9 protein-coding genes are annotated in these 13265 nt (G+C 71.7%); 2 read left to right on the top strand and 7 right to left on the bottom strand.

From position 1 onward, the window contains the following. Window positions 1-19: 19 nt before the first annotated feature. From H4687_RS19340 to H4687_RS19325, 4 genes are all read right to left on the bottom strand, one after another. Window positions 20-1780 carry an LCP family protein gene (locus H4687_RS19340; RefSeq protein WP_050398370.1) on the bottom strand — a complete coding sequence of 587 codons (1761 nt, stop codon included), beginning with the start codon at window positions 1778-1780 and terminating at the stop codon, window positions 20-22. 281 nt (window positions 1781-2061) lie between these two features. Next, window positions 2062-3816: an LCP family protein gene (locus H4687_RS19335; RefSeq protein ID WP_046920353.1), complete on the bottom strand. Its 1755-nt coding sequence runs from the start codon at window positions 3814-3816 to the stop codon at window positions 2062-2064. A gap of 245 nt (window positions 3817-4061) precedes the next feature. Beyond that, a complete protein-coding gene (locus tag H4687_RS19330; protein ID WP_050398371.1) occupies window positions 4062-5252 on the bottom strand; it encodes an LCP family protein in 1191 nt (396 codons plus the stop codon). 678 nt (window positions 5253-5930) lie between these two features. After that, window positions 5931-6686 (bottom strand): TIGR03089 family protein, encoded by a 756-nt coding sequence (locus H4687_RS19325; RefSeq protein WP_097251399.1) that lies wholly within the window; start codon window positions 6684-6686, stop codon window positions 5931-5933. A gap of 120 nt (window positions 6687-6806) precedes the next feature. Between H4687_RS19325 and H4687_RS19320 the strand changes: the two genes are divergently transcribed. Both H4687_RS19320 and H4687_RS19315 read left to right on the top strand, forming a co-directional pair. After that, entirely contained in the window at window positions 6807-8249 is a 1443-nt protein-coding gene (locus tag H4687_RS19320) for a peptidoglycan recognition protein family protein (RefSeq protein ID WP_046919301.1), read from the top strand. Between the two features lie 263 nt (window positions 8250-8512). Next, on the top strand, window positions 8513-9595 hold the full coding sequence (locus H4687_RS19315) for a mannose-1-phosphate guanylyltransferase (protein ID WP_005485687.1): 1083 nt from the start codon (window positions 8513-8515) through the stop codon (window positions 9593-9595). Between the two features lie 153 nt (window positions 9596-9748). Here H4687_RS19315 and H4687_RS19310 read toward each other — a convergent pair whose 3' ends face one another. The 3 genes from H4687_RS19310 to cofD form a co-directional block, all read right to left on the bottom strand. Next, complete coding sequence (locus H4687_RS19310) at window positions 9749-10750, bottom strand: DNA-3-methyladenine glycosylase family protein (RefSeq protein ID WP_046919302.1); 1002 nt, start codon at window positions 10748-10750, stop codon at window positions 9749-9751. 150 nt (window positions 10751-10900) lie between these two features. Beyond that, window positions 10901-12223 carry a coenzyme F420-0:L-glutamate ligase gene (locus tag H4687_RS19305; protein WP_046919303.1) on the bottom strand — a complete coding sequence of 441 codons (1323 nt, stop codon included), beginning with the start codon at window positions 12221-12223 and terminating at the stop codon, window positions 10901-10903. Then, entirely contained in the window at window positions 12220-13203 is a 984-nt protein-coding gene (gene cofD, locus H4687_RS19300) for a 2-phospho-L-lactate transferase (RefSeq protein ID WP_046919304.1), read from the bottom strand. Before cofD ends, H4687_RS19305 begins: the two co-directional genes overlap by 4 nt. Window positions 13204-13265 lie beyond the last annotated feature (62 nt).

Raw genomic sequence — 13265 nt, 5'->3', positions numbered from 1 at the left:
CCCGAGTCGTGTGCGGGACCTACCAGCTGAAGGCCGGGTTGACCTCCATGCAGGCGTCCGTGTTCGCCCCGTTCAGCGCGTCCGCCGACTTCGGCGTCCGGTCGTCCGCCTTCGCGGCCTTGTACGTCGTGCCCTCGCGCCAGTCGGCGCCGACGAGCAGCGTGACTCCGCTGACCTCGGTGGACTTCTCCACCTGTCCCAGTGGGATGCCGAGGGCCCTGGCGACCTCCTGGGCGTCGCCCTCCAGCTCGGCGCTCGGATAGCGCACGACCGTCTTGTCCTCGACGACCGCGGTGGTCGTGTCGGACGTGGACTTGGCGAAGCCCTCCTCGACGAGCAACTGCGACACCGTGTGCGCGCGGCCGCTGACCGGGGCGAGGGTGGAGGTCATGGTGCCGTTGCGCACCAGCACGCCGATCTTGTCCTTGGCCGCCGCCGGGTCGTCGGAGCCGGCCTCCTCGACGGCCGCCTTCTTCTTGTCCTTGCCGTCCAGCGCGATGTCCTCCCGCACCAGCCGGAACAGCTTCTCCGCGTCGCCCTCCTTCGGCACGACGCGCGCGCCGACGTACGTGAACGGCATCGTCGTCATCGTGATCCGGGCCGGCTCGACCTTGCGCAGCTCCGTGCTGAGGTCGTAGAGCGCGGCGACGTCACCGAGGCCCTCGTCGACGGTGAGGGACTCGGTGGCCTCCTCGGCGAGCTTGCGCAGCTTGTTCGGGTTGCTGATCGTGGCGTTCGCGCGCAGCTCGCGGACCATCGAGTTCATGTACTGGTGCTGGGCCTTGGCCCGCGCGATGTCGCTGCCGTCCTCGAAGCCGTACCGGGTGCGCAGCCACTGCAGCGCCTGCTTGCCCTTGACGTACGTGGTGCCCTTCTCCAGCTTCAGCCCGGAGCCGTGGCCCTGGCTGTCCTTGGACTCGATGTTGGCGGTCACGCACACCGGCACACCGCCGATCGCGTCGGCCATCGACACCACACCGGAGAAGTCGACCATCATGAAGTGGTCGATACGGATGCCGGTCAGCTTCTCCCAGGTGGCGACCGTGCAGCCGGGACCGCCGCGCTCCAGCGACTGGTTGGTCATCGTGTAGGTGAGCGCCCCGTACACCTCGCCGCTGTCCGGGTCGGTGCACTTGGGGATGTCGAGCAGGGTGTCGCGGGGCATGCTGACGACCGACATGTTGCTGCGGTCCGCGGACAGGTGCACCAGCATCTGCACATCGGCGAGCGGCGGGCCGTCGAAGGTGTCGCGGGCGCCGCCGAGCTTCTGGTTCTCCGCGGTGTCCCGCGCGTCCGAGCCGATGAGCAGGATGTTCAGCGGGGTCTGGCCGGCCGCGTTCGGCGTCGGCTCGGCGATCTTCGTCTCGCCGAGGTTCAGCTTCTCCTTCTTGATGTTGCCGTTGAGGTGCTGGTAGTAGAGATAACCGGCACCCGCGGTGCCGAGTATCACCACCGCCAGGATCGTCGCCGACCAGCGCAGCACCCGTCTGCGCCGGGGCTTCGCGGCGGTCTTCGCGCGCCCCCGGCCCCCACCGCCCCCGGCGCGCCGGTTCCCCCGGCGCTGCTCGGGAACCTTGACGTCCGCGTCACCGCCCGAGCGGGACGCGTCACCGTCCGAGCGGGACGCGTCACCGTCCGAGCGGGACGCGTCACCGTCCGAGCTGGACGCGTCACCGTCCGAGCCGGACGCCTCGCCCCGCGGTTCCAGGTCCCCCTCCTGATCGCCGGGTTCCTCGACACGCGGCTGCCCCCCGTCCCCGCGCACGTCACTGCGTACCATCTCCCTGCCCCTCCCCACCCTGCCGTGACGGGGCCGCCCCCGCCTCCTGTTGGACTGTCGAGACCCCGACTGGGATGTACTCATGTTCTGTTGAACGCGTCATACGTTCCGACCGGATGACATGCGGACACGGGTCGGTACGGCGGCACCGGCCGCCCACGGCATCACGACGACATCAGAACCGACCGGCCGGACGCGTTCCCGCGCCCGCCCGGTGAGTCACCGACGTTCTCTCTCGACTGTTCGCGTCGTACTAGACGCGCCATGACCCCGTCAGGTCATCAACTGGCGCACTTTTCCTTGTCCGCGGTGTTCTTCTCGACGTCCAGGTCCGCCGCCGACGTCGCTTTCAGCGGCACCCCGGCTCCCTTGAAGTCCTCGCCGAGGGTCAGCACCATCGAGGGCAGTCCCTGGGCGTTGGTCTCGCTGTTGCCCTTGCCCGGCTTCAGCGCGGACGCGGACAGACCCATGAGGTCGGCCAGCTTGCGCGCCTGGTCGGCCTGGCCGGGGTCGTACGCGAGGGTCGTCTTCTTCAACGTCTTGTCGGCGTTGCCGAGCTGGCTCGACTTGGTCACGCCGACATCATTCTGCAGCCAGCTGAGAGTGGCCTGTGCGCTGCCGGCCTGGGCACCGCCGTTGTAGACGCTGACCCGGACCTCGGAGGCGTCGGCGCGCTTGCCCTTGAGCTTCGCGGCCTCCTTCTCCTTGGCCTGCTTCTTCACCTCGGTGAGCGAGATGTCGTCCCGGATCGTCGAGAACAGCTGCTCGGCCTTGCCCGGCGTGGGCAGCACGGTCGCCCCGTCGGTGTTGTCGACGACCGGCACGGTGGTGAAGGTGATGTTCTTCGTCTTCACCTTGCCGACCTCCTGGCCGAGCGAGGCCAGCTTCTTGATGTCGGTGATCTTGGAGTCGACGGACAGCGCCTTGGTGGCGGCCTCGGCGAGGTTCACCACCTTCGTCGGGTCGGTGAGCGTGTCCTGCGACTTCATCTGGCGGATCATCGAGCTGAGGAACTGCTGCTGCAGCTCGATCCGGCTCAGGTCGCTGCCGAGGCCCACGCTGTAGCGGGTGCGCAGGAACGCCAGCGCCTCCTCGCCCTCGATGGTGTGCTTGCCGGCGCTGAGGTCCAGCTTGGACTTGGAGTCCTTGATGTCCTTGGCCAGACAGACCTCGACACCGCCGATGGCCGTGGAGAGGGTCTTCACCGCGTTGAAGTCGGCCACCATGAAGTGGTCGGGCTTGATGCCGGTCAGTTCGGTGACCGTGCGCATGGTGCAGCTCGGAGTACGGCCGTCCTGGCCGAGGCTCGTGTTGAACCGGACGTTGGACGTGCCCTGGATGTCCTTGGTCGAGCCGTCCTCCTGCTCGGTCGGGCACTCCGGGATGTCCACGATCATGTCGCGCGGGATGCTCATCGCGGTCGCGTTCGTCCGGTCCTTGGAGACGTGCAGCAGGATCGTGGTGTCGGCGTGGCCGACGCTCTCCTTGTCGCCGTAGCTCTCGTTGCCCGCGCCGGTGCGCTTGTCCGTGCCGATCACCAGCAGGTTGATCGCCCGGTCCTTGCTGAAGCCGCCGGTGCTCGCCCCGTCGTCCGAGATCTTCTGGATGTTGTTGTTGAGGTGCTGGTAGTAGAGGTAGGCCGCGCCGCTCACGCCGACCAGCACGAAGGCGAGCGTGCCGCCCGTCCACACCAGGATCCGTTTGCCCGTCGACTTCCTGGGCTTGGCCTTGGACTTGCCCCGGCCACCCCGGCGGCCCGGCAGCGGGTCCTCCTCGGGCGTGCCCCGCCGGCGCCGGGGTCCCGGCAGCGTGTCGGGGATCTCCCGGGTGTCCGTGCCCGCCGACGCGGACCGCGTCGAGGCGCTCGTCGTCGCCCTGGCTCCCGCCGCGGCGGGAGCGGCCCTGCGCGGCCTCGGCACCGCCGACTGCGGTGCGGAAGGACTCAGTCGCAGTTCGTATTCACCGGTGCTCGGGTTGAGTACCCACTGATCTGCGGGGTCGATGTCGTCCGCCCGCCCACGGCCTTGCGCGTCCACGGTTGTCTGATTCCTCCGTCGGGGCCACGCGGCGCCTTCCCCCTCAAAGGACGCTCGGGTCTCGATACAACTGGTGTGTGGCCGAGAAGGCCTGACACACCGGATCGCTCACACTAGCCGCCCGATCAGGCGTCAAGCGACGGCGGTGACAAATTGCACGTCCCTACAACTGGGCAATCTGCCCATTTCCTAGAGCATTTGTTCCTGGTGTTGACGCGCGCTTTACCTGCGGAACCCCTTCGGGGTCACACGCAGTCCTCCTCCGCGGCCGTACTTCCGCGGAATGTCGGCATCGGATCCGGTGTCCCGGAGAGGCTTCCCGAAAGCTGTTCCGTGCGCCCTTCCCGCTTCCCGCCGGGCAGTTCACGGGCGATCGCCAGGGGTTCGTCGGCACGCAGTCGTGCGAAAAGTCTCCGTGCCGCCGGTTCGACGAGCTCATCACGATTGGCGTCGTACGCATACGACTTCCTGGGAACAGTCAGGAATTGCACCTTTTCCATGGGAATCGTGCGCAGACCGCGCACAAGGTCGTAGAGCCCGCGCAGACTCGCGAGTCCGGGATCCGTGGTGAGCGAGGACGTGGCCGCGTCCAGGACCGGATACAGCTTCACCGGATTCAGCAGGACCTCGTTGCCGCGCACCTTCGCGGCCAGCGCCGCGAGGAAACGCTGCTGCCGGTCCATGCGTTCCGTGTCGCTTCCGTCCCCCAGCGACTTACGGGCCCGCACGTATCCCAGCGCCTGTTCCCCGCTGAGCTTCACCCGGCCCGCGGGCAGCCGCAGATCGGCCTGTTTGTCGTGAATGGGTGCGGCGAGGCACACCTCGACCCCGTCGACGGCGTCGACCATCTCCTTGAAGCCGCTGAAGTCCACGACGATGTGGTGGTCGATCCGGATATCGGTCATCCGCTCGACCGTCCGGATGGTGCAGGCCGAACCACCCGCCTGGAACGCGTAGTTGAACAGAGTGAACGCCGGTTCGCTACGACGCCCGTCCGCCCGCCGGCAGCTCGGCACCTCCACCATCAGGTCCCGGGGCAGCGACACCGCGGTCGCGCTCCGCCGGTCGGCCGCGAGATGCAGCAGGATCGTGGTGTCCGACCGCTCGGTCCCCGAGTCCCGCCCGTACTCGCCGTTGCCGTTCCCCGCCCGTGAGTCGGACCCGATCACGAGGATGTTCTGCGCGCCACGCACGAGCGCCGTCGGCCGCTCCTTCTCGAACCGCGCCAACTCGTCCGCCGCCGTCCGGTCCGACGTGATGTTCCCGTCCAGCTTCCGGTACGCCGCCCACCCCACCCCCACGGCCCCGACGATCACCAGCCCCGCCCCACCGGCCACCCACCGCACCCACCGCCGCCGACGCCGCGCCCCGGCCCCGGTGGGCGTGCCCCCCGCACCGGGCCCCAGCCCCACCACCTTGCCTCCGACGTCGTCCACTTCCGGCCACCCCTCACGGCGTACGAGCGAGTCGCTGCTCCTACGACGATGGCCCGCGAGAAGCCCCAGGGGCGGCCGGGACTAGGCCGAACGGGGGAGGAGTGCTCTGGGGGGCGGCTGGGGGAGGGGGCGTGTTTCGCGGGGTGAGAGGGGAGGGGCGGGCCGTCTGGCGGGTCTCAGGGGGCGAGCTTGGAAGGGCGCCGATTGCCCTGCGGGCCTGAGGGGGAGGCCGGCTGGGGCGCGGTTGCCCTGCGGGCCCGAGGCCTGAGGGGGGAGGCCGGCTGGGGCGTGGGTTCGAGCGGTGAGGGGCCTGCTGTCCAGCGCGCCTGGGCGCGGAGGGGCTGCTGTCCTATGGGCCTGGACGTGAAAGTGGGCTGGCTGTGGCTCTGGCAGGTAGCAGAGAAAGCGAGCTGTCCGGCGGGGCCCCGGGCCTGCACGGCATGGTGCCGCGCTGTCCTACGGGGCCGAGCGGCAGCCGCGCCCCAAGGGGCGCGGGGAACTGCGCGAGCAACCACGACGAACCCGCAGCCGCCCGACCACCTCGCCCTTACGACGCCACCGCGTGCTTGAAGGGGCGCGGGGAACTGCGCGAGCAACCACGACGAACCCGCAGCCGCCCGACCACCCCCGCCACACCGGCAACCCCCGGCCCCCCAGACCCCCGGCCCCCGCCGCGCGTCACCGCGCAGTCGAAGTAACCCGCTCACTCTCGATCCGCTTGGCCAGCGCATCCTCACCCAACGCCCCAAGATGCCGGCACAACACCACGGACCCCCCACTCGCGAGCGGCCCGTACAACCCCGCGGACAGCCCCTCCCACGTGTCGTACCCCAACCCCGACAACAACCGTGACCCGGGCCCCGTCAGCCCGAGCCCCCCCGCCTCCGCCCGGGCCCGCTCCACGACCTCCGCCCCACTGAACTCCCGCCCGGCCACGACCAACGCCGCCTCCTCGGGATCCACCGGCGCGTACGCCACGAACCGATCCCCCTGCGACGGCACCTCCACCGCATAGTCGGCGAAGCCGTCCGGCACCTGCGCGAACCGCCCCCCGAGCGGCCGCAACGCGAGAGCGACCCGCTCCCCGGAGCACGCCCGAGCCGCGTCCAGCGTGTCCGGCCCGCTCACCACGAGGTCCGCCGCCCCCGGATCCCCACCGACCTCGGCGACCACCCCCACCGACGAACACGCCAACAGCCACACCGCCGTCTGCCAGTGCGCCGGCAGCAGCAGCGCGACCCGGTCACCCGGCTCAGCGGACAACTCGCCCTGCAAGAGATTCGCGGTCTTGGCCACCCAATTGGCGAAGGTGGCCACGGACAATTCGACCCGCTCGCCCGTGGCGTCGTCGTAGAAGGTCACCAGGGGGCGCGCGGGATCCGCGGCCAGCGCGGATCGCAGCAGGTCGGCAGGGGTGCGGTCGGTGGCGTTCACCCGCGTAAGCGTACGCGCGGCCCCGCCCGTCCGCGGCTCCGGGCGGACCTGAATCGCCACCGGTTCGGCGGAGCACGGCCGACGACCCGTCAATTCCGCGATGGACAGATATGTATGACTATGTCCAGGATCGGACGCATGCGTAGATCACGATTCCTCGCGTCCTCGATCGGCGTCACCTGCGCGGCGGCACTCGCCCTCCCGGCGGCACTCCCGGCGACGGCATCCGCGGCGACCCCGACGGACTCGTCCTCCACGGCGACCCTGGCCCCGGCGCGGACCCCGGCACGGGCCGCCCCGCTCGCGCCCGCGTCCGGCAGCACCCAGTCCCTCCCCCTCCTCCCCCTCGGCGCGGCCCGGCACCTCGGCCCGGCCGCCGCCGAACAGGGCCTCGGCAAGCGGGACGTACGGTCCTTCTCCCTGGTCGGTGTCGTCTGGGACAACCCGGACACCGAACTCCAGGGCCGCGTCCAGGTCCGCGCCCGCGCCAGGGGCACCGACCACTGGTCCGGCTGGCAGGACGTGGAGACGCACAACCACGAGCACGCCGCCGACCCGGACACCGCCGAGCGCGCCTCCGGCCGCGTGCGCGGCTCCACCGCCCCGCTGTGGGTCGGCGACTCCGACGGGGTCGAGGTGCGCGTACGCGCCGAGACCCAGGGCCGTACGACCGCTCCGGGCGTCCAGACGCTCCCGGACGGCCTACGTCTCGAACTGGTCGACCCCGGCACCGGCACCCTGGAGGGCGCCGCGGGACCGAGCGCCGTGCACGCGGCCGACCCCCCGCCCGTCGGCACCCCCGTGGACGCGCCGCGGCTGGGCACCCTGACCGCCGAGTCGGCCGCCGCCTCCGCCGTCAACGCCGACCTCGCGCCGCTCGGCGCCACCTCGATCCCGGCGCTGTCGCGCAAGGAGACGGAGGAGCGGCTGGCGAACGTGGTGCCCGGGGTGAAGCCGTTCATCGGACCGCGCCCCCGCATCGTCACACGAGCCGGCTGGGGCGCCGACGAGAAGCTGCGCGAGCGCGACTTCCGCTACACCACGCGGGTCAGCGCGGCCTTCGTGCACCACACGGCGTCGGGCAACAACTACAAGTGCGCGCAGGCCCCTTCCGTCATCCGCAGTATCTACCGCTACCACGTCGTGAGCAGCGGCTGGCGGGACATCGGCTACAACTTCCTGGTCGACAAGTGCGGAAACATCTACGAGGGACGCGCGGGTGGTGTCGCGAAGGCCGTCATGGGGGCGCACACCCTCGGCTTCAACACGAACAGCATGGGTATCGCGGTCATCGGCAGCTACGGCACCACCAAGCCCCCCGCGGTGGCGGTGAAGGGAATCGCGCAACTAACCGCCTGGAAACTCGGTCTTTACGGAGCGAACCCCAAGGGCAAGACATACCTCACTTCGGGTGGTGGCAATCTCTACGCAAAAGGTAAGAAGGTACTACTGCACGTGATCTCCGGCCACCGTGACGGGTTCGCGACCGAGTGCCCGGGGGGGCGCCTTTACGGAAAGCTCGGTACGGCCCGCACGGACGCCGCCCGCTATCAAGGCCGATAGCGGGGCGGCGGCAGGGCGAGGGGGAATGCGGGGTGCGAGCCCCCATCGGAATCCGGTGACCCGCCGGGGGTACCCCGGACCCGACACGCAGCACGACCCGAGGGCGCGCACGCCGCGCCCTCGACGGACTTCACCGCCGACGCGCCTCGCCGCACGTCGACGGCCCACCACCGCACGGCCGCGAAGGCGCCATGGAACGGTCTGCATAGACTGGCCGGTCGAATGACAGTTCGGCCGGTCCCGGCAGGAAGCAGAGACGACAGGTGACAGAAGCGATCCTCCTGGTCGGCGGCAGAGGCACCCGGCTGCGTCCGCTCACGGTGCACACTCCCAAGCCCATGGTCCCGGCGGCCGGAGTCCCTTTCCTCACCCACCAGTTGGCGAGAGCCAGAGCCGCGGGCGTCGACCACATAGTTCTCGCCACCTCCTATCTGGCCGAGGTCTTCGAACCCCACTTCGGCGACGGCTCCGCCCTCGGCCTCCACCTGGAGTACGTCACGGAGGAGGAACCCCTGGGCACGGGCGGCGCCATCCGCAACGCCGCCTCGCACCTCCACTCCGGGCCCGAGGACCCGGTCCTCGTCTTCAACGGCGACATCCTCACCGGCCTCGACATCCGCCGCCTGGTCGCCACCCACGAGCGGACCGGCGCGGACGTCTCCCTCCACCTGACCCAGGTGACCGACCCGCGCGCCTACGGCCTCGTCCCCACCGACGAGACGGGCAAGGTCCTCGCCTTCCTCGAAAAGCCCCAGACCCCCGAGGAGATCGTCACCGACCAGATCAACGCGGGGGCGTACGTCTTCCGCCGCTCGGTCATCGACACGATCCCGGCGGGCCGCCCGGTCTCGGTGGAACGCGAGACGTTCCCGGACCTGCTGGCGGCGGGCGCCCATCTGCAGGGCATGGTCGACTCGACGTACTGGCTGGACCTCGGCACCCCCGCGGCCTTCGTCCGCGGCTCGGCGGACCTCGTCCTCGGCCGAGCCCCGTCGCCCGCCGTCCCCGGCCGCTGCGGCGACCGCCTCGTCCTGCCCACCGCCCGGGTCGCGGGCGACGCCAAGCTGACCGGCGGCACGGTGGTGGGCGAGGGCGCGTTCGTCGGCGAGGGTGCCCGCGTCTTCGGCAGCACGGTCCTGGCCGGCGCGGTCGTCGAACCCGGCGCGGTCATCACCGACTCCCTCATCGGCGCCCGCGCCCGCATCGGCGAACGCTCCATCCTCACCGGCGCCGTCATCGGCGACGGCGCGATCATCGGCGCCGACAACGAACTCCGCACAGGAGTCCGAGTCTGGTGCGACGCCCAGATCCCCACGGGGGCGCTCCGCTTCTCGTCGGACCAGTGACCACCGGCCGACTCCGACCGCGGGCCTGAAAAGCAGTGGGCGCAGCCCCCTGCTTTTCAGGGGCGCGGGGAACTGCGCGACCAGCCCCCACCGGCCCGGCACATGGGGCCTGGAAGGGCGCTCGAAGGGGCCTGGAAGGGCGCAGCCCCTGAACTACAGGCGCCCGATATCCCCTCGCGGCATCCGCGGCGCCCGCCGAGCCGGCCCCCGCCCCGACAACAGAATCAACCGAGCCGCCCGATGCCGCTGCCCCGCATACGGCTCCAGCAACGACAGCATCACCGAGTCGTCCGCGTCCCGATCCCCCGCCAGCACGAACCCCACGATCCCCGGCAGATGCAGATCCCCCACGGTCACCTCGTCCGCCGCCCCATGACTGCGCTGCACCGTCTCCGCCGAGGTCCACGGCCCGATCCCCGGCACCAACTCCCACCGAGCCCGCGCCTCCACCGGCGACATCCCCACGGCCTCCTCCAGCCGCCCCGCCACCCGCACCGCCCGCAGAATCGTCGACGCCCGCTTGTCGTCGACCCCGGCCCGATGCCACTCCCAGGACGGAATCAACGCCCACTCCCGGACCGAGGGCATCACGAACATCCCCGGCGGCACGGGCCCCGGCGCCGGCTCCCCGAACTTCCGTACGAGCGACCGCCACGCCCGGTACGCCTCGTCCGTCGTGACCTTCTGCTCCAGCACCGACGGGATCAACGACTCCAGGACCAGCCCGGTCCGCGTCAGCCGCAGCCCCGGCCGCCGCCGCCAGGCCATCGCCACGACCCGGTGCCGGGGCACGAAGGCGTCCGGCTCGTCCGACGCCCCGAGCAGCGACGGCACCCGGTCGAGCAGCCACTCGGCCCCGGGCCCCCACGCCTCCGCCTCGACGGCCCCGCCCCGCACGGCGACCCGCAGCGTCCCGGCCCCCACCGGTGTCCGGCTCGTCCGCCACACGGACCCGTCCGGCACGGCCCGGAAGGTCGGGTCCTGGGGCCCCCTCCGCAGCGGCCCCAGCACGAGCCCCAGGTCGAGCGGGCCCTCCGGCACCCAGGTCCGCCGCTTCCCCGCCGCCACGGCCTGCCGAGGCACCCCTCCGGGCACGACGACATGCCCACCCCGCACGGTCGTACGAGTGGGCCGCTGAGGGAAACGTCCGGCCACAGGAAGGTCCTAGTCAGAGATGCGGTGCCCTATGAGCCTAGAGGGCCCGTACGTTTCCAGGGACGCGGGGAACCGCGCGATCAGCCACGACGCACCCGCACCCGCCCACGGACCGAACCACCCCGAACAGCAGGCGCACAGTCCCTCACCTCACCGCACCTCGACAAAAGCCTCCGCATCCCTCCCGGCCCGCGCCGCGGGCGCGACCGCCGCATGCCCCACAGCCACCGCGCCCATCGGGTCCCACCCCTGCGGCAGCCCCAGCACCTCCCGCACGACATCCCGGCAGAACATCGTGGACGACACCCACGCGGACCCCAGCCGCTCCCCGGCCAGCGCGACGAGGAAGTTCTGCACCCCGGCGCCGGCCGCGACGACGAACATCTCCCGCTCGGCCGCGTCCCGCCGCGCGTCCCCGTAGGAGTGCGACCCGTCCATCACCAGACACGGCACCACCAGATACGGCGCGTGGCGCAGCACGTCCCCGCGCCGCACCCGCTTCGCGACGGACTCCTCGCTCTTGCCGTCCCGCCGCAGGTCCGCGATCCACGCGTCCCGCATGGCGTCGAGCAGCCGTACCCGCGACTCCCCGGACTCCAGCAGCACGAACCGCCACGGAGTCGTGTGGTGCGGCGCCGGCGCGGTCACCGCCGCGGCCACGGCCCGCCGCACCGCCCCGGGATCGACCGGCTCGTCCGTGAACGCCCGGACCGTACGCCGCTGCGTCACCGCCAGCCGTACGGCCTCGGAGGTGCCGAGCCGGAACATGTCGTCCCGGGCGCCCCGCACCAGGGCCCGTGTCCCCTCGCCGTCGTCCTCGGCCACCACATGCCCCAGGCCGCGGACGACGGCGACGGGCAGCCCGGCGGCCTTGCCCTTCACCAGATCGCCGGCGCCGGCCAGCTCGTCGGCGGTGGCGACGACGGTGGCGCTCAGCGGATTGCCGTGCGCGTCGGTGCCGCCCCGCAGGTCGTCGAGGACGCGCACACCGGCCGCGCCGATGGCGACGTCCGTCAGCCCGCTGCGCCAGGGCCGCCCGAAGGTGTCGGTGACGACGACCCCGACCTCGACGCCGAGCGCGTCCCGGACGCCGTCCCGGATCGCCCGCGCGGAGGCGTCGGGGTCCTCGGGCAGCAACAGCACGGTCCCGGCGGGGGTGTTGGAGGCGTCGACCCCGGCGGCGGCCATGACCAGGCCCTGCCGGTTCTCCACGATCCGCAACGCCCCGCGCCGCGCGACCACCCGTACGGTCTCGGCGTCGATCGCGGCCTCCCGGTCGACGGCCTCGACGACGCGCCCCTCCGCCTTGGACACGATCTTCGAGGTGACGAGCAGCACGTCCCCGTCGGCCAGCCCCGGCTCGGCCGCGGCGATCAGCTTGGCGAGGTCGTCCCCCTCCCGCACCTCGGGGATGCCGGCCAGGGCCCAGACCCGGTATGCGGCGCCGGGCGTCGCCTCGCTCCGCTCGCTCACGCTCCCCGTACCTCCTCCGCGAGCGCCAGCGCCTCGCGGGCCATCTCCGCCGTCGTGTCCAGGTCGGTCATCATCAGCGGCACGGCCCGGCACCGGATCCCGGCGCTCTCCACGCGCTCGACGACGCCCGCGTCGACCGTGTCGACGAGCCAGCCGTCCAGCAGCCCCGAGCCGTAGTGCTCGGCCACGGCCGCGGCCGTGGACTCCACGCCGACGGCGGCGAGGACCTTGTCGGCCATACCGCGCACGGGCGCGTCGCCGACGATGGGGGAGAGGCCCACGACCGGCACCCCGGCCTCCGCGATCGCCTCCCGGATGCCGGGCACGGCGAGGATGGTGCCGATGGAGACCACCGGGTTGGACGGCGGGAAGAGGATCACGTCCGCCTCGGCGAGCGCCTCCAGGACCCCGGGCGCCGGTTTCGCCTGCTCGGCCCCGACCGGCACGATCGCCTCGGCCGGAACGGAGGCCCGCAGCCGCACCCAGTACTCCTGGAAGTGGATCGCCCTGCGCTCGCCGGACCCCGCGTCGGAGCCGCTGTCGGGCACCGCGACGGCGACATGGGTCTCGACGCGGTCGTCGGTCATCGGGATGAGCCGCACACCCGGCTTCCACCGGTCGCACAGCGCCTCGGTGACGGCGCTCAGCGGATAGCCGGCGCCGATCATCTGCGTCCGCACGATGTGCGTGGCGAAGTCCCGGTCACCGAGCCCGAACCACTCGGGCCCGACGCCGTACGCCGCGAGCTCCTCCTTGAGGTGGAAGGTCTCGTCGGCCCGGCCCCAGCCCTGCTCCTCGTTGATGCCGCCACCGAGCGTGTACATCACCGTGTCGAGGTCCGGGCAGACCTTCAGCCCGAAGAGGTGGATGTCGTCCCCCGTGTTGCCGACGACCGTGATGTCCGCGTCCGGCGCGGCCCGCTTCAGACCGCGCAGGAACCGGGCACCACCGATGCCGCCTGCCAGAACCACAATGCGCATGGGAGCAGTCTCGCAGGCGGGTCGGACATCGGGTCGCCCGCCCGCGACCACGGCCGGTTTCC

The organism is Streptomyces stelliscabiei, from assembly GCF_014873495.1.
GTDB lineage: Bacteria > Actinomycetota > Actinomycetes > Streptomycetales > Streptomycetaceae > Streptomyces > Streptomyces bottropensis.
This window is presented reverse-complemented; position numbering and strand designations above follow the sequence as displayed.

Bases quoted from the DNA above. Each gene is read 5' to 3' on its own strand.
- H4687_RS19340 (WP_050398370.1), bottom strand. From the start codon at position 1,780: ATGGTACGCAGTGACGTGCGCGGGGACGGGGGGCAGCCGCGTGTCGAG.
- H4687_RS19320 (WP_046919301.1), top strand. From the start codon at position 6,807: ATGTCCAGGATCGGACGCATGCGTAGATCACGATTCCTCGCGTCCTCG.
- cofD (WP_046919304.1), bottom strand. From the start codon at position 13,203: ATGCGCATTGTGGTTCTGGCAGGCGGCATCGGTGGTGCCCGGTTCCTG.